The following is a 15067-nucleotide window of genomic DNA, read 5'->3' as shown; positions in this document are numbered from 1 at the left end:
CCATGGCTGCGCTGTCCGAGCTCCTGTCCCGGCACCTCGGCGATCTGCCGGGCGCGGTGGCCCTCGTGGCCCGCGGCGAGCAGGTCGAAGCCGCGGCCGCCGGCTCGGCCGACGCCGAGGGCACCGTGCCGATGGCGCGGGACTCGCTGTTCCGCGTCGCGTCCCTGACCAAGCCGATCACCGCCGCGGCCGTGCTCCTGCTCGTCGACGACGGCGAGCTGGCCCTGGACGACCCGATCGTGCGGTGGCTCCCGGAGCTGGCGTCTCCCGTGGTCGTCCGCACGCCGGACGGCCCGGTCGACGACGTCGTGCCGGCCGCCCGCCCGATCACGGTGGCCGACCTGCTCACCTTCCGGTGCGGGTACGGCCTCACCGGGGACATGACGCTGCCCGCGGTCGACCTGCTGCTGCAGGTGCTGGGCCGCCCGGCGGCGTCCCCGCGGGCGCTGTCGCCGGACGAGTGGCTGGCGGCGCTGGCGCAGGTCCCGATGCTGTCCCAGCCGGGGGAGGCGTGGCTCTACGACACGGGCTCGGACCTCCAGGGCGTGCTGATGGCGCGGGTGGCCGGCCGCCCGCTGCCGGAGTTCCTGGCGGAGCGGCTGTTCGAGCCGCTCGGCATGGCCGACACCGGGTTCGCCGTGCCGACGGCGGCGCTCGGCCGGTTCACCAGCGCCTACCGCCGCGGCGAGGAGGGGCTGCGGCTGATCGACTCGCCGGAGGGCCGCTGGAGCGCCCCGCCGCCGTTCCCGTCCGGAGCCGGCGGGCTCGTCTCGACGGCCGACGACCTGCTGGCGTTCGCGAGGTTCCTGCGCGACGAGGGCACGGCGGGCGGCCACCGCCTGCTGACGCCGGAGTCGGTCCACCGCATGACGACCGACCACCTGACCCCCGCCCAGCGGACGGCGGCCCGGCCGTTCCTGCACGGCCAGGGCTGGGGCTACGGCGGCTCGGTGGACGTCGACGCGAAGGAGCCGTGGGAGATCCCCGGCCGCTATGGCTGGGTCGGTGGCGCGGGCACGGCGCTGCACCTGGTCCCGGCGACGGGCACGGTCTCGGTGCTGCTGACCCAGGTCGAGCTGACCAGCCCCGAGCCCACCCCGCTCATGAAGGAATTCTGGACCTACGCGGCCAGCTAGCGCCCGTACCGGGAGGGTCGGCCGGTGAGCCGACCGCCCAGGCACGCAAGCCGACTGTGGGGGTACGCAGGCCGACTGTCCGGGTACGCGAGCCGACCGTCAGGGTTTGCGGGCGAGGAGGTCGCCGAGGGTGAGGAGCTGGTGGGTGGCCGCGCCCAGCTGGAACTCCAGGCGTTTCGCCGCCGCGAAGTAGCGGTGCACCACGTGGTCGACGTCGATGCCCACGCCGCCGTGGACGTGGACCGCCGTGTGGGCCACGCGGTGGCCCGCCTCCGCGGCCCAGAACTTCGCCGTCGCCACCGCTTCCGAGGCGGCCGGGGCGTCCGACGAAAGCTGCCACGCCGCCTGCAGCGTCGTCAGGCGGACCGCCTCCACGTCCAGGTACGCGTCCGCGAGCCGCTGGCGGACCGCCTGGAACCCGCCGATCACGTGGTCGAACTGCTTCCGCTCGGCCGCGTACGCCGCCGTCAGCTCCAGCGCCCGCTCGACCACGCCGAGCTGCTGGGCGCACACCCCGACCGTCCCGCGCAGACGCAGCCAGTCCCCGATGTCGCCCAGCGACACCCCGGGCACCTCGGACAGTTCCAGAAGGCAGGCGTCCGCGTGGTCGACCGTCTGCTGCGGCCGCACCGAGACGCCCGCAGCCGCGGCGTCGACCAGGAAGACCTCGTCCGCAGCGGCGACCAGGAACCCGTGCGCGAAGGCCCCGAACGGCACGGCCGTCTGCGTGCCGGACACCCGGCCGCCCGAAGCCGTGAAACCGGACAGCGCCACCGCGAGGACCCGCTCGCCCCGCAGCACCGGCAGCACCCAGCGGTCCACCAGCTCCGGTGTGCCGAACTCGGCCAGCGCCGACGCCGCCATCGTGATCGACGGCAAGTACGGGACCGCCGCCACCGCGCGGCCGATCTCGGTCAGCACCGCGCACTGCTCCAGCAGCCCGAACCCGCCGCCGCCCAGCGACGACGGCAGCGCCGCGTCCAGCACGCCGGCCTGGCCGAGCGCCGTCCACGAAACCGTGTCGAAGCCGCCGGTGCCGTGCGGGTCGTGGGTGGCCTTGTCCGCGAGCAGCCGCCGAGTCAGCGCGGCGAGGTCGGCCGACGCCTCGGAAGGGGTGAAGTCCATGGTCGCTCCTAGCGCGTGACGGGCAGGCCGAGGGCGGTGGCGGCGATCATGTCCCGCTGGATCTCGTTCGTGCCGCCGCCGAAGGTGAGGATCAGCGCCGACCGGTGCAGCCGCTCGATCCGCCCGGCCAGCTGCGCGCCCGGCGAGCCTTCGCGGACGACGGCGGCCGCGCCGAGCACCTCCATCAGCAGCCGGTAGGCCTCGATCGCGAACTCCGTGCCGAACACCTTCGTCGCCGACGCCTCGGCCGGCCCCAGCTCGCTGGCCGCGGCCGCCCAGGCGATCCGCCAGTTCCGCAGCTTCAGGTACTCCGCGCCCGCGTGCACCCGTGCCAGGTGCAGCCGCACCCACTCATGCTCGATGGCGCCGGTTTCCTTCGCCCACTCCAGGACGTCGGTCAACGCCTTGCGGATCGGCGCCGACGACGTCAGCGCGACGCGCTCGTGGTTGAGCTGGTTGGTGATCAGCGGCCAGCCCGCGTTCTCCTCGGCGACGCGCGCCGACACCGGCACGCGGACGCCGTCGTAGTAGGTCGCGCTGGTGCCGGCACCCGCGACCGTGTGCACCTTGGTCCACGAGAACCCGGGAGAAGACGTCGGCACGATGAGCATCGACAGCCCGCGGTGCTTCTTCGCGGAAGGATCGGTCCGGACCGCGAGCCAGACGTAGTCGGCGTACTCGATCAGGCTCGTCCACATCTTCTGGCCGGTGACGACGTACTCGTCGCCGTCGCGCTCGGCCCGCGTCCGCAGCGAGGCGAGGTCGGTGCCGGCCTCCGGCTCGGAGTAGCCGATCGAGAAGTGCAGCTCGCCGGCGGCGATCTTCGGCAGGTAGAACGCCTTCTGGTCTTCGGTGCCGTAGCGCATGATCGTCGGGCCCACGGTGTTCACCGTGAGGAACGGCACCGGCACCCCGGCGACGGCCGCTTCGTCGGTGAAGATCAGCTGGTCGAGCATCGACCGGCCCTGCCCGCCGTACTCGGGCGGCCAGCCCAGCGCGAGCCAGCCGTCCTTGCCCAGCTGCCGCACGATCTCCTTGTACGCCACGCCATCGCCGTACTCGCCGCCGCCCGAGCGGAGGCCGGCCCGCCGTTCGGGCGTCATCAGCTCGGCGAAGTACTCCCGGAGTTCGGCCGCCAGGGCCTGCTGCTCCGGCGTGTAGTCGATCCGCACCCGTCACCTCGATCCGGCGTTACACTAGAACCTGTTCTAGTTGTACCAGGACTGACACGGCGGAGGAAGCATGGAGATCGGGGTCGACCGTTCGCTCTGCGAGGCGAACGCGGTGTGCGTGGGGTTCGCGCCGGACATCTTCGACCTGGACGACGACGAAGAACTGGTCATCCGGTCCGGCCCGGTACCCGACGACCAGGTGGAACGCGTTTCGGATGCGATCAAGGGCTGTCCGAAGAACGCGCTGTTCACCGCCGGTTAGCGGTGTTCACTTGGAGGCTTGCCCTAAACAAGAACAGATTCTACTGTAGGCCAGATCCAGGACTCGACGAGGAGGTTCCGCGGTGAGCCTGACCGGCAGGACAGCGATCGTCACCGGCGCGGCCGCGGGGCTGGGGCGGGCCGAAGCCCTCGCGCTCGCCGCCGGCGGCGCGACGGTGGTCGTCAACGACATCGGCGAGCCGAAGGACGTCGTCGCCGAGATCGAAGCGGCCGGCGGCAAGGCCGTCGCGGTGGCCGGCGACGTCGGCGAACGCGCAACGGCCGACGCGCTCACCGAGGCCGCGCTCGACCTCGGCGGGCTCGACATCGTGGTCAACAACGCGGGCGTGCTGCGCGACAAGATGCTCTTCTCGATGTCCGACGACGACTGGGACACCGTGCTGCGCGTCCACCTGCGCGGCCACTTCCTGTTGTCCCGCAACGCCGCGAAGCACTGGCGCGACAGGTCCAAAGCGGACGGCAAGCCGGTGTACGGGCGGCTGGTCAACACCGCGTCCGAGGCGTTCCTCATCGGCTCGCCCGGCCAGCCCAACTACGCCGCGGCGAAGGCGGGCATCACCGCGCTCACCATGTCGGCCGCCCGCGGCCTGGCCAAGTACGGCGTCCGCGCCAACGCGATCTGCCCGCGCGCGCGGACGGCGATGACCGAGGGCGTGTTCGGCGCCGCCCCTGCCGAAGGTGCCGATCCGCTCTCGGTCGAGCACGTCGCCCCCTTCGTCGCCTACCTCGCCTCCCCGGCGGCCGAGCACGTCAACGGCCAGGTGTTCGTCGTCCACGGCGGCACGGTCGCCCTGGTCGAGCCGCCGCGGATCGAGCACCGCTGGAAGCTCGACGAGCTCGAAACATCGCTCAGTGCCTTTTTCGCCGACCGCGACCCCGGCCGGATGTTCGCGGCCACCGAGATCCTGGGAGAGTCATGAGGCTGGACGGGAAGATCGCCCTCATCACCGGTGCCGCCCGCGGGCAGGGCGAGGCCGCCGCCCGCGCGTTCGTCGCCGAGGGCGCCAAGGTGGTGATCGCCGACATCCTCGACGACGAGGGCAAGCAGCTGGCCGCCGAACTCGGCGAGCAGGCCGTCTACCAGCACCTCGACGTCGGCGACGAGGACGGCTGGGCCGCCGCGGTCGAACGCGCCACCACCGAGTTCGGCGCCCCGAACGTGCTGGTCAACAACGCGGGGATCCTCCACTTTTCGGAACTCGGCAAGACGACGCTGGCCGATTACGAACGCGTCATCCGGGTGAACCAGATCGGGGCGTTTCTCGGGATGCGCTCGGTCGTTGAACCGATGACCGCCGCCGGCGGTGGCTCCATCGTCAACGTGTCCTCTGTGGAGGGTCTGGCCGGGATGCCCTACCTCGTCGCCTACACCGCGAGCAAGTTCGCGATCCGCGGGATGACCAAGGTCGCGGCGATGGAACTCGGCAAGAAGCACATCCGCGTCAACTCGGTGCACCCCGGCGCGATCGACACGAAGATGGTCGAGACCGCCGCGGGCGGCCAGAAAGTCGACATGTCGTACGTCGGGAAGAAGGTCGCCCTGAAGCGGGTCGGACAGCCCGAGGACATCGCCAAGCTGGTGTTGTTCCTGGCCAGCGACGAGAGCGCGTACTGCACGGGTGCCGAATTCGTCGCGGACGGCGGGGCGACGGCCACGCACGCCCTCAACTTCTGAAGGAGAACAGCCGAAGGGTTCAGTGAACACCGCTAACCAAAAGCGGGAACCGGGTGTGGAGAAGACTCGGAGGTCAACGGCGATCTACTGGGAGGTGTGGTGAGCGGAAGCAGTGGCACGCTCCCGGGAACCGCGGCCCTGACCCAGGTCGGCCGCCTGGCGACCCTCTCGTGGGAGGTCCTGCGCGCGATCTTCAAGCGCCCGTTCCAGGCCCGCGAATGGATCCAGCAGTGCTGGTTCTTCGCCAGCGTCACGATCCTCCCGACGGCCCTGGTCGCCATCCCGTTCGGCGCGGTGATCGCCCTGCAGCTCGGCTCGCTGACCGCGCAGATCGGCGCCCAGTCGTTCACCGGCGCGGCCAGCGCGCTGGCCATCGTGCAGCAGGCCAGCCCGCTGATCACCGCGCTGCTCGTCGCGGGCGCCGGCGGCAGCGCCGTCTGCGCGGACATCGGCGCCCGCAAGATCCGCGAAGAGATCGACGCGATGGAGGTCCTCGGCGTCAACCCGATCCAGCGGCTGATCGTGCCGCGGGTGCTCGCCGCGATGGTCGTTTCGGTGCTGCTGAACGGCTTGGTCAGCGTGGTCGGCGTGCTCGGCGGCTACTTCTTCAACGTCGTCCTGCAGGGCGGCACCCCGGGCGCGTACCTGGCCAGCTTCAACGCCCTCGCCCAGGTGCCGGACCTCTGGATCAGCGAGATCAAGGCGCTGCTGTACGGCTTCGTCGCCGGCGTGGTCGCCGCCTTCCGCGGCCTGAACCCGGCGGGCGGGCCGAAGGGCGTCGGCGACGCGGTCAACCAGGCCGTCGTCATCACGTTCCTGCTGCTGTTCCTGATCAACGTCGTGCTCACCGCGATCTACCTGCGGATCGTCCCGCCGAAGGCGATGTGATGACCGCCGAACCCCTGGACACGGACCGGACGCTCGAGTACATCGCGCGCCCGGGCCAGAGCCTGGAAGGGCTCGGCAAGCAGCTGGCGTTCGCGGCGAAGGCGCTCGCCTGGTCGCCGCGCACGATCCGCCGCTACAGCCGGGAAACGCTGCGGCTGCTCACCGAGGTCTGTTTCGGCACCGGCGGGCTCGCCGTCATCGGCGGCACGCTCGGCGTGATGATCGGGATGACGCTGTTCACCGGCCTCATCGTGGGCCTGCAGGGCTATTCCGCGCTCAACCAGCTCGGCACGGCCGCGCTCACCGGGTTCATCTCCGCCTACTTCAACACGCGCGAAGTCGCGCCGCTTTCGGCCGGGCTCGCGCTGTCCGCCACCGTCGGCTGCGGCTTCACCGCCCAGCTCGGCGCCATGCGGATCTCCGAGGAGATCGACGCCCTGGAAGTCATGGGTGTGCCGAGCATGCCGTACCTGGTGACCACCCGGGTCCTCGCCGGGGTCGCCGCGGTGATCCCGCTTTACGCGGTGGGCCTGCTGTCGAGCTACCTGGCGTCCCGGCAGATCACCATCTGGCTCTACGGCCAGTCCGCGGGCACCTACGACCACTACTTCACGCTCTTCCTGCCTCCCGGCGACGTCCTGTGGTCGTTCGGGAAGGTGATCGTCTTCAGCGTGCTCGTGATCCTGTCCCATTGCTATTACGGCTTCCACGCGAGCGGCGGCCCGGCCGGTGTCGGCGTCGCCGTGGGCCGCGCGGTGCGGACGTCGATCGTGCTGATCTCGGTGCTGGACTTCTTCCTGTCGCTGGCGATCTGGGGCGCGAACACCACGGTGAGGATTTCGGGATGAGGCGCGACCTCTGGCAGCGGCTCCGGTACCAGGTGCTGGGGCTCGTCTTCCTGGTCGTCGCCGCCCTGTTCATCGCGCTCACCCTGGCCGTCTACCACAAAGCGTTCACCCCGGTCACGCTCGTGAAGCTGGAGACCGACCGCGTCGGCAGCCAGCTGCGCACCGGCGGCGACGTCAAGGTCCGCGGCATGCTCGTCGGCGAGGTCCGGTCGGTGCTGGCGAAGGGCGACCACGCCGAGCTGGAGCTGGCCCTCGACCCGGACAAGACGCCCGTCATCCCGAAGAACGTCTCCGCGCGGCTGCTGCCGAAGACGCTCTTCGGCGAGCGGTACGTCGCCCTGCAGCTGCCCGAGAAGGCGCAGGGCCCGATCGAAGCCGGCGACGTCATCCCGCAGGACCGCAGCAGCGCGGCGATCGAACTGCAGAAGGTGCTCGACGACGTGATGCCGCTGCTGCAGGCGGTTCAGCCGGAGAAGCTGTCGAGCACGCTGACCGCGGTGGCGACCGCGCTCGACGGCCGCGGCAAGCAGCTCGGCGAGACCCTGGCCGGGCTGTCGGACTACCTCGGCAAGCTGAACCCGTCGCTGCCGGACGTCAAGGCCGACATCACCGGCCTCGCGAACGTGGCGAACACCTACGACAAGGCCGCGCCGGACCTGCTGCAGGCGCTGTCCGACCTGACCACGACGAGCCGGACGATCGTCGACCAGCGCGCGCAGCTGAGCGACCTCTACGCCACGGTCACCGCGGCTTCGGTGGATCTCACGAGCTTCCTGCAGGTCAACAAGGACAACCTGATCCGGCTCACCACGGCCGTCCAGCCGACCCTGGACGTCCTCGCCAAGTACGCGCCCGAGTACCCGTGCCTGCTGCGGCAGCTCGCCGAGTCGGTGCCGCGGGCGGAACTGGCGTTCGGCAAGGGCACCGCGCACCCCGAGGTCAGCCGGGTCACCATCGAGTTCGCCGCCAGTCGCGGCAAGTACCTCCCCGGTGTCGACGAGCCGAAGTACGACGACAAGCGCGGCCCGCGCTGCTACCCGCAGGTGCCGAAACCGGGCGTGTGGCCGCAGTACCCGCCGGACGGCGCGATCAAGGACGGCTCCAGCAAGCCCCCGCCGCCGAAGTACCCGCCCGAGACGCTGCCCGCCGGCGGTGGCGCGGTCGGCGGCGACGCCACGATCGTCGGCTCGGCGTACGAAACCGACCTCATCGACCTGCTCGCCTCGCCCGCGCTCGGCACCTCGCCGGGGGACGTGCCCGGCTGGGCGGGCCTGCTCGTCGGACCGCTCTACCGCGGGGCGGAGGTGGAGCTGAGGTGAGGAGTTTCGTCCCGTCGCTCATCAAGCTGGGGATCTTCGCGGTGGTCACCGTGCTGCTCACCGGAATCCTGGCGGCCACGATCGCGAACACGAACTTCGGTGAGACGTCCGGTTACCTGGCGAAGTTCACCGACGCGTCCGGCCTCAAGGAAGGCGACGACGTCCGCATCGCCGGGGTCAAGGTCGGCCAGGTCGACTCGATCGCGGTGGTCAGTGCAGCCGAAGCGGGCGAGCGGAACCTCGCCGAGGTCCGGTTCGACGTCGAACACGCCTACCGGCTGCCGGAGACGGTGACCGCGACGATCAAGTACCGCAACCTGGTCGGGCAGCGCTATCTCGCCCTCGGCACCGACGTCCCCGGCGACAAGGCCCTCCCCGACGGTGGCACGATCCCGCCGGAGCGCACGAAACCCGCGTTGAACCTCACCGTGCTGTTCAACGGGTTCAAGCCCTTGTTCAAGGCGTTGAGCCCGAAGGACGTCAACCAGCTCTCGGCCGAGATCATCAGCGTCTTCCAGGGCGAGGGCGGCACGATCACCAGCCTGCTGCGGCACACCGCGTCGCTGACGTCGGCGATCGCGAGCAAGGACCAGGTCATCGGCCAGGTCATCGCCAACCTCAACACGGTGCTCGGCACGGTCAACGCCCGCGGCGCGCAGCTCGGCGACCTGATCGAGCAGACCCAGAAACTGGTCAGCGGGCTGGCCGAGCAGCGCAAGCCGATCGGCGACGCGGTCAGCGCGCTCGGCGACCTCGCCGTGTCCACCACCGGGCTCCTGGCCGACGCCCGCCCGGCGCTCAAGGACGACGTCGCCCAGCTCGGTGTGCTCTCACAGAACCTCGGCGACTCCGGCGAGCTGCTCAACCACCTCCTCGAGGTGCTGCCGGGCAACCTGCAGAAGTTCACCCGGACGCTGTCCTACGGCAGCTGGTTCAACTACTACCTGTGCGGGATCACCGGCACCATCGGCATTTCGTCACTCGACATCACGCTGCCGATCATCCCGATCCCCGGCACCCAGCGCGCGGAGAGGTGTGGTCCGTGAAGCCGCTGAAGGAACGCAACCAGGCCGCGGTGGGCGCGGTCGCGCTCGTGCTGATCGTGCTCGTCACGGCCACGACGTACTTTTCCGACCAGCTCCCGTTCTTCGGCAACGGCACGACGTACTCGGCGTACTTCGGCGAGTCCGCCGGGCTGGCAACGGACAACGAGGTCGAGGTCGCCGGGGTCAAGGTCGGCACGGTGTCGTCGGTGAAGCTGGCGGGCAAGCAGGTGCTGGTCAAGTTCCGGGTCAAGGACGTCCGGGTCGGCGACGCGACGACCGCGTCCATCGAGATCAAGACGCTGCTGGGGGAGAAGTACCTGGCGCTCGACCCGAAGGGTGACGGCGCGCAGGAACCGGACGACACGATCCCGCAGGCCCGCACGCGCACGCCGTTCCAGCTGCAGGACGCCTTCGAACAGCTGTCGACGACGGTCGGCGACATCGACACGAAGCAGCTCGCGGACAGTTTCAACGCCCTCTCGGACAGCCTCAAGGACAGCCCGCAGTACCTGAAGGACACGCTGACCGGCCTGTCGTCGCTCGCGAAAACGGTGTCCTCCCGTGACGCCGACCTGCACACGCTGCTGGCCAACACGAGCCAGGTGTCGAAGACGCTGTCCGATCGCAACGCCCAGCTGCAGCGCGTGATCAGCGACGGCAACCTGCTGCTCACCGAGCTGCAGAACCGCAAGCAGGCCATCAACGCGCTGCTCACCGGCACCCAGCAGCTGTCGCAGCAGCTGACCGGGCTGGTCCAGGACAACCGCGACCAGCTCAAGCCGACGCTGGAGAAGCTCGGGAAGGTGACCGACATCCTGCAGCGCAACCAGGGCAACCTCGACCGGAGCCTGCAGCTGATGGCGCCGTTCGCCCGCGTCGGCGCGAACGCCACCGGCAACGGCCGCTGGTTCGAGGGCTACCTGTGCGGGCTGCTGCCGCCGACGATCACCGTGGGCGGGCTGCACATCAACCCCGAAGGCTGCACCCCGCCGATCGCGGCGCCGAACCAGGGGGTGGGCCGCCGATGACCATCCACACCGCCCGCGGCCGCAGCCTGGTGACCTGGCTGGCCTTCGCGTGCGTCCTCGCGCTGATCGTCACGGCCGGGCTGTACCTGGTGTTCCGGTCGTCGAACGGCACCAAGCTGTCCGCGTACTTCGGCAAGACCGTCGGGCTGTACGCGGGTTCGTCGGTGCGGGTGCTCGGCGTGCCGGTCGGCGAGGTCACCGGCGTCACGCCCGAGGGTGACGCGGTCCGCGTCGACATGCGGGTCGACGAGGTGTCGCTGCCGGCCGACGTCGGCGCGGTCGTCGTCGCGCCGAGCCTGGTCAGCGACCGGTACGTCCAGCTGACCCCGGCCTACGACAGCGGCCCCGTGCTCGCTTCGGGCACGGTGCTGCCGCGCGAGCGCACGGCCACGCCGGTGGAACTGGACGACCTGTACTCCAGCCTGGACAAGCTGTCGACGGCACTGGGCCCGAACGGGGCCAACAAAGACGGCGCGCTGTCTGGCGTCCTCGACACCGCCGCGAACACGCTCAAGGGCAACGGCGCTTCGCTGAACTCGACGGTCGGGCAGCTGGCCGAGCTGGCGAAGACCCTCGACGGTTCGAAGGACGACCTGTTCTCGACCGTGCAGAACCTGAACTCCTTCACCGGCGCCCTGGCCCAGAGCGACCAGCAGCTCGACGAGTTCTACGGCCGCGTAGCCGACGTCAGCCGGTTCCTCGCCGCGGACTCCGGCGAAGTGGGCGCCGCGCTGCAGTCCCTCGGCGGGGCACTCGGCGACGTCCAGCAGTTCGTCAACGACAACAAGACGGCACTGGAAGCCAATGTGGACAAGCTGGCGTCGCTGTCGAAGGTGCTGGTCGACCAGCGCGCCGCGCTCGCCGAGGTGCTCGACATCGCGCCGACCGGCGCCACCAACTTCATCAACTCCTACGACGCGGCCTCGGGCACCATCGCCGTCCGCGACAACCTCAACGAGCTGACCAACCCGCCGATCCTCACCGTGTGCCGCCTGATCAGCTCGGTCACGCCCAAGGAAATCCCCGACACACTGGGGAACATCTGCAAGCAGCTGGCGCCCGTCCTCGACGGCGCGCTGAAGCTGCCGACCATCCCGCAGGTGCTCAACTCCCTGCAGAACGGGACGCTCCCGCCGTTGCCGCTCCCGCTCGTCGACGTGATGGAACAGCTGTCCGGCGGTGCGAAGTGAAGGGGCGCCGGCGGATCGCGGGAGCACTCGCCGGGGTGCTCGTGCTCGCCGGGTGCAGCGACGGCGGCTTCAACGGCCTCTACGGCACACCGCTGCCGGGCGGCGCCGACGTCGGCGACCACCCGTACCACGTCACCGCGCTGTTCACCGACGTGCTGGACCTCGTGCCGCAGTCGAGCGTCAAGGTCAACGACGTCGCGGTCGGACGCGTCGACAAGATCACGCTGACCCCGGACACTCGGTCGGCGCTGGTGGCGATGACCGTCAACGGCGACATCGCACTGCCCGCCAACGCCCGCGCCGAGCTGAAGCAGTCTTCGCTGCTGGGGGAGAAGTTCGTCGAGCTGAGCGTGCCCACCGCCGAACCCGCGTCGGGGAAGCTCGCCGACGGCGGGCAGATCCCGCTCGGACGCACCAACCGCAACCCCGAGGTCGAGGAGGTGCTGGGCGCGCTTTCGCTGCTGCTCAACGGCGGCGGCGTCGAGCAGATCCAGAAGATCAGCCACGAACTCAACGACGCGCTGTCCGGGAACGAGCCGGAGATCCGCGCGCTGCTGTCCCGGGTGGACGAACTGGCCACCCAGCTCGACGGGCACAAGACCGAGATCCTGCGCGCGATCGACGGCCTCGCGAAGCTGTCGCACACCTTGACCGGCCAGACGCAGAACCTGACCGACGCGCTCGACAACCTCGCGCCGGGCCTGAAGGTCGTCACGGACCAGCGCGACCAGCTCGTGGGCATGCTGAACGCGCTGAACACGTTGTCCGGCGTCGCGGTGGACACCGTGACGAAGAGCCGCGACCAGCTCGTCGCGAACCTCAAGGCGCTGCAGCCGACGCTGGCCAAACTCGGCGAGGCGGGCCAGAACCTGCCGAACGCGTTGCAGATCCTGCTGACCTACCCGTTCCCGGACTACGCGGGCAACGTGATCAAGGGCGACTACGCGAACGTCGAGGCGAACGTGAACCTCGACCTGGACGTGCTGATCTCGAACTTCACTAACTCGTCGCAGCCGCCGATCGCGCTGCCGTCCGGGATCGGTGGCCAGCCGTCCGCGGTCGCGCCGCCGTTGCCGCTGCCGGACCTGGGGTCGGGGCCGGCGGCCGCGGGTCCGGGATTGCTGGGCGGGCTGCTCGGCCTGATCGGGGGCGGCCGGTGACGCGCAAGATCCGGATCCAGCTGTTCGCGTTCGTCGTCATCGCGGTCGTTTCGGTCGTCTACGCCGGCGGCCGGTACGCCGGGCTGGACCGGCTGTTCGGCCACCGCGGTTACGTCGTCACCGCGCAGCTGACCGACTCCGGCGGGATCTTCGTCAACTCCGAAGTCGCCTACCGCGGGGTGACGGTCGGGCGGGTGACGTCGATGACGCTCACCGAGCACGGCGTCGACGTGGCCCTCGACATCGACGTGGGCGCGCCGGACATCCCGGCCGACGCGCACGCGCAGGTGGCGAACCGGTCGGCGGTGGGGGAGCAGTTCGTCGACCTGCTCCCGCAGCACAACGGCGGCCCGTTCCTGAAGGACGGCTCGGTGATCACGGCGGACCGGACGTCGCTGCCGCCGTCGCCGGACACCGTGCTCTCCCACCTCGACGACCTCGTGGCGAGCGTGCACCCGGAGTCGCTGCGGACGGTCGTCGACGAGACGTACGACGCGTTCGCGGGCGCGGGGCCGGAACTGCAGCAGCTGCTGGACAGCACGGGCTCGCTGACGGCGGTGGCCGCGCAGTACGTCCCGCAGACGCAGGGGCTGCTGGCGAACTCGCGGATCGTGCTGGGCACGCAGGAACGGCAGGCGGCGAACATCACCGACTTCGCCTCGGGGCTCCGGACCATCGCGGGTCAGCTCAAAAAGTCGGATCCCGATCTGCGGCGGGTGATCGCGCAGGCGCCGCAGCTGAGCCGGCAGATCAGCGACGTGCTCGCGGCGTCCGGGACCGATCTGGGCGTGCTGTTCGCCAACCTGCTGACCACGGCGCAGATCACGACGTCCCGGAAGGACTCGATCGAGGAGCTCTTGGTCGCGTACCCGATCATTTCGGCGTTTTCGCCGTCGACGTCCCCGGACGGCACGGGCCACCTGGGCGTGGTGTTCAACTTCTTCGACCCGGCTTCGTGCACGAAGGGGTACGAAGGGACGAAGCAGCGTCCGGCGAACGATGAGACCGAAGCGCCGGTGAACATGAACGCCTATTGCGCCGAGCCGCCGGGCAGCCCGACCGGGGTGCGCGGGGCCCAGAACGCGCCTTACGCGGGGAAGCCGCCCGCGATCCCGGCCGCGCCTCAGCAGCAGGCGGCTGCTTCTTCGCCCGCGCAGCTGCCGGGCGTGCTGAGCCTGCTGACCGGCCCGTCTTCGGGTGGGCTGGCCCGGTTGCTGGGCGCGCCGTGAAGCTGCGTCTCCTGGTGGTCCTGGCGGTCTTGTCGGTGCTGGCGGCCGCGTTCTCGGGCTGGTCCTGGTGGCGTGCAGCAGCCGACGATTCCTTCGCCCGCGGCCGTGAGCGTGACGCGGTGCTCGCCGCGGCGGGGCCTGGATTGGTCACGTTGAACACGATCGACTACCGCACGGCGGCGGCGGACGTGGACCGCTGGATCGCGGCCACGACGGGGCAGTACGCCAAGGACCTGTCCGGCGACCGCCAGCTGCAGATCGACCGCGCGACGACGGCCCGCACGGTGTCCTCGGCGTCGCTGGTCCAGGCGGCGGTGACGGAGATCGATCCTTCTCGCGGGGTGGCGCGTCTCCTGGCGGTCCTGGACGTCCGGGTTTCCACGGGCGGCGGGGCTGTTTCCCCGCGTCTCAACCGCCTGACGGTGGACGTGTCCCGCGCCCCGGACGGCTGGAAGATCAGCGGCGTCCAGGCGGCGGGCTCATGACCCGGGCGCTGATCGTGGTCGTGGCGCTGGCCCTGGGCTGCACGGCCTGGTTCGGCATCGAAGCGGCCTCGCTGTCCCCGGGCGACAATGCGGCTTTGGTGGACGTCTCGGCCACTTCGGACGTTTCGTCTCAGGTGAGCGACGCGGTGAAGGCGGTGTTTTCGTACGACTACGCGAACCTCGCCCGCACCGAGCGGGCGGCATCGGAGGTCCTGACGGGGGACGCGGTCCGCCAGTACCGGACCCAGTTCGCTTCGGCCCGTCCTCGCGCGACGGCGGAGAAGCTCATCCGGACGACGACGGTCCGGGCGATCGGGGTCCGGTCGTTGCGGGGTGACTCGGCGGATCTGCTCCTGTTCCTGGACCAGCAGACGGTGGCCCAGGGCGGGGGAGCGCCGACGTCGTCGGTGGCCCAGCTGGCGGTGACGGCGAAGCGCGTGGACGGCCGCTGGAAACTGGCGACGCTGACGGCGCTCTGATCCGC

Annotated in this window: 16 protein-coding genes; 14 read left to right on the top strand and 2 right to left on the bottom strand. The window is 70.5% G+C overall.

All coding sequences use genetic code 11. From position 1 onward, the window contains the following. Positions 1-2: 2 nt before the first annotated feature. A complete protein-coding gene (locus IE317_RS31360; RefSeq protein ID WP_191314970.1) occupies positions 3-1136 on the top strand; it encodes a serine hydrolase domain-containing protein in 1134 nt (377 codons plus the stop codon). Positions 1137-1235: 99 nt separating this feature from the next. Here the strand turns inward: IE317_RS31360 and IE317_RS31355 are convergent, their stop codons facing one another. Together IE317_RS31355 and IE317_RS31350 are read right to left on the bottom strand one after the other, a co-directional pair. Next, positions 1236-2261 (bottom strand): acyl-CoA dehydrogenase family protein, encoded by a 1026-nt coding sequence (locus IE317_RS31355; RefSeq protein WP_191314969.1) that lies wholly within the window; start codon positions 2259-2261, stop codon positions 1236-1238. Positions 2262-2269: 8 nt separating this feature from the next. After that, a complete protein-coding gene (locus IE317_RS31350) occupies positions 2270-3433 on the bottom strand; it encodes an acyl-CoA dehydrogenase family protein (RefSeq protein ID WP_191314968.1) in 1164 nt (387 codons plus the stop codon). A 70-nt stretch (positions 3434-3503) separates the two neighbouring features. Here IE317_RS31350 and IE317_RS31345 point away from each other — a divergent pair, with 70 nt between their 5' ends. The 13 genes from IE317_RS31345 (at position 3504) to IE317_RS31285 (ending at position 15062) form a co-directional block, all read left to right on the top strand. Next, the gene (locus tag IE317_RS31345; RefSeq protein ID WP_191314967.1) at positions 3504-3695 is read left to right on the top strand and encodes a ferredoxin; all 192 of its coding nucleotides are present in this window, start codon (positions 3504-3506) and stop codon (positions 3693-3695) included. 82 nt (positions 3696-3777) lie between these two features. After that, a complete protein-coding gene (locus IE317_RS31340; protein WP_191314966.1) occupies positions 3778-4635 on the top strand; it encodes a 3-oxoacyl-ACP reductase in 858 nt (285 codons plus the stop codon). Next, complete coding sequence (locus IE317_RS31335) at positions 4632-5390, top strand: glucose 1-dehydrogenase (RefSeq protein ID WP_191314965.1); 759 nt, start codon at positions 4632-4634, stop codon at positions 5388-5390. The genes IE317_RS31340 and IE317_RS31335 overlap by 4 nt, the downstream gene beginning before the upstream one ends. A gap of 96 nt (positions 5391-5486) precedes the next feature. Next, a complete protein-coding gene (locus IE317_RS31330; RefSeq protein WP_373309163.1) occupies positions 5487-6278 on the top strand; it encodes an MlaE family ABC transporter permease in 792 nt (263 codons plus the stop codon). Further along, on the top strand, positions 6278-7126 hold the full coding sequence (locus IE317_RS31325) for an MlaE family ABC transporter permease (protein WP_191314963.1): 849 nt from the start codon (positions 6278-6280) through the stop codon (positions 7124-7126). Before IE317_RS31330 ends, IE317_RS31325 begins: the two co-directional genes overlap by 1 nt. Continuing rightward, positions 7123-8445: an MCE family protein gene (locus IE317_RS31320; protein ID WP_191314962.1), complete on the top strand. Its 1323-nt coding sequence runs from the start codon at positions 7123-7125 to the stop codon at positions 8443-8445. Before IE317_RS31325 ends, IE317_RS31320 begins: the two co-directional genes overlap by 4 nt. Beyond that, positions 8442-9491, top strand: a complete 1050-nt coding sequence (locus IE317_RS31315) for an MCE family protein (RefSeq protein WP_191314961.1) — start codon at positions 8442-8444, stop codon at positions 9489-9491. The genes IE317_RS31320 and IE317_RS31315 overlap by 4 nt, the downstream gene beginning before the upstream one ends. Next, the gene (locus IE317_RS31310) at positions 9488-10519 is read left to right on the top strand and encodes an MlaD family protein (protein WP_191314960.1); all 1032 of its coding nucleotides are present in this window, start codon (positions 9488-9490) and stop codon (positions 10517-10519) included. The genes IE317_RS31315 and IE317_RS31310 overlap by 4 nt, the downstream gene beginning before the upstream one ends. Further along, positions 10516-11709 carry an MCE family protein gene (locus tag IE317_RS31305; protein ID WP_191314959.1) on the top strand — a complete coding sequence of 398 codons (1194 nt, stop codon included), beginning with the start codon at positions 10516-10518 and terminating at the stop codon, positions 11707-11709. The genes IE317_RS31310 and IE317_RS31305 overlap by 4 nt, the downstream gene beginning before the upstream one ends. Continuing rightward, a complete protein-coding gene (locus IE317_RS31300) occupies positions 11706-12869 on the top strand; it encodes an MCE family protein (protein WP_191314958.1) in 1164 nt (387 codons plus the stop codon). Before IE317_RS31305 ends, IE317_RS31300 begins: the two co-directional genes overlap by 4 nt. Then, entirely contained in the window at positions 12866-14098 is a 1233-nt protein-coding gene (locus IE317_RS31295; protein WP_191314957.1) for an MCE family protein, read from the top strand. Before IE317_RS31300 ends, IE317_RS31295 begins: the two co-directional genes overlap by 4 nt. After that, positions 14095-14583 (top strand): hypothetical protein, encoded by a 489-nt coding sequence (locus IE317_RS31290; RefSeq protein ID WP_191314956.1) that lies wholly within the window; start codon positions 14095-14097, stop codon positions 14581-14583. The genes IE317_RS31295 and IE317_RS31290 overlap by 4 nt, the downstream gene beginning before the upstream one ends. Continuing rightward, complete coding sequence (locus IE317_RS31285; protein WP_191314955.1) at positions 14580-15062, top strand: hypothetical protein; 483 nt, start codon at positions 14580-14582, stop codon at positions 15060-15062. Before IE317_RS31290 ends, IE317_RS31285 begins: the two co-directional genes overlap by 4 nt. The last annotated feature ends 5 nt before the right edge of the window (positions 15063-15067 follow it).

Origin of the sequence: Amycolatopsis bullii (assembly GCF_014654205.1) — a bacterium.
GTDB classification, from domain to species: Bacteria; Actinomycetota; Actinomycetes; order Mycobacteriales; family Pseudonocardiaceae; genus Amycolatopsis; species Amycolatopsis plumensis.
Note: the sequence above shows the minus strand (reverse complement) of the source record. Positions and strands in the feature narration are given on the sequence as shown.

Excerpts from the sequence above, each read along its gene's own strand:
- IE317_RS31325 (WP_191314963.1), top strand. The coding sequence starts at position 6,278 with ATGACCGCCGAACCCCTGGACACGGACCGGACGCTCGAGTACATCGCG.
- IE317_RS31335 (WP_191314965.1), top strand. The coding sequence starts at position 4,632 with ATGAGGCTGGACGGGAAGATCGCCCTCATCACCGGTGCCGCCCGCGGG.
- IE317_RS31285 (WP_191314955.1), top strand. The coding sequence starts at position 14,580 with ATGACCCGGGCGCTGATCGTGGTCGTGGCGCTGGCCCTGGGCTGCACG.
- IE317_RS31305 (WP_191314959.1), top strand. The coding sequence starts at position 10,516 with ATGACCATCCACACCGCCCGCGGCCGCAGCCTGGTGACCTGGCTGGCC.
- IE317_RS31355 (WP_191314969.1), bottom strand. The coding sequence starts at position 2,261 with ATGGACTTCACCCCTTCCGAGGCGTCGGCCGACCTCGCCGCGCTGACT.
- IE317_RS31320 (WP_191314962.1), top strand. The coding sequence starts at position 7,123 with ATGAGGCGCGACCTCTGGCAGCGGCTCCGGTACCAGGTGCTGGGGCTC.
- IE317_RS31345 (WP_191314967.1), top strand. The coding sequence starts at position 3,504 with ATGGAGATCGGGGTCGACCGTTCGCTCTGCGAGGCGAACGCGGTGTGC.
- IE317_RS31360 (WP_191314970.1), top strand. The coding sequence starts at position 3 with ATGGCTGCGCTGTCCGAGCTCCTGTCCCGGCACCTCGGCGATCTGCCG.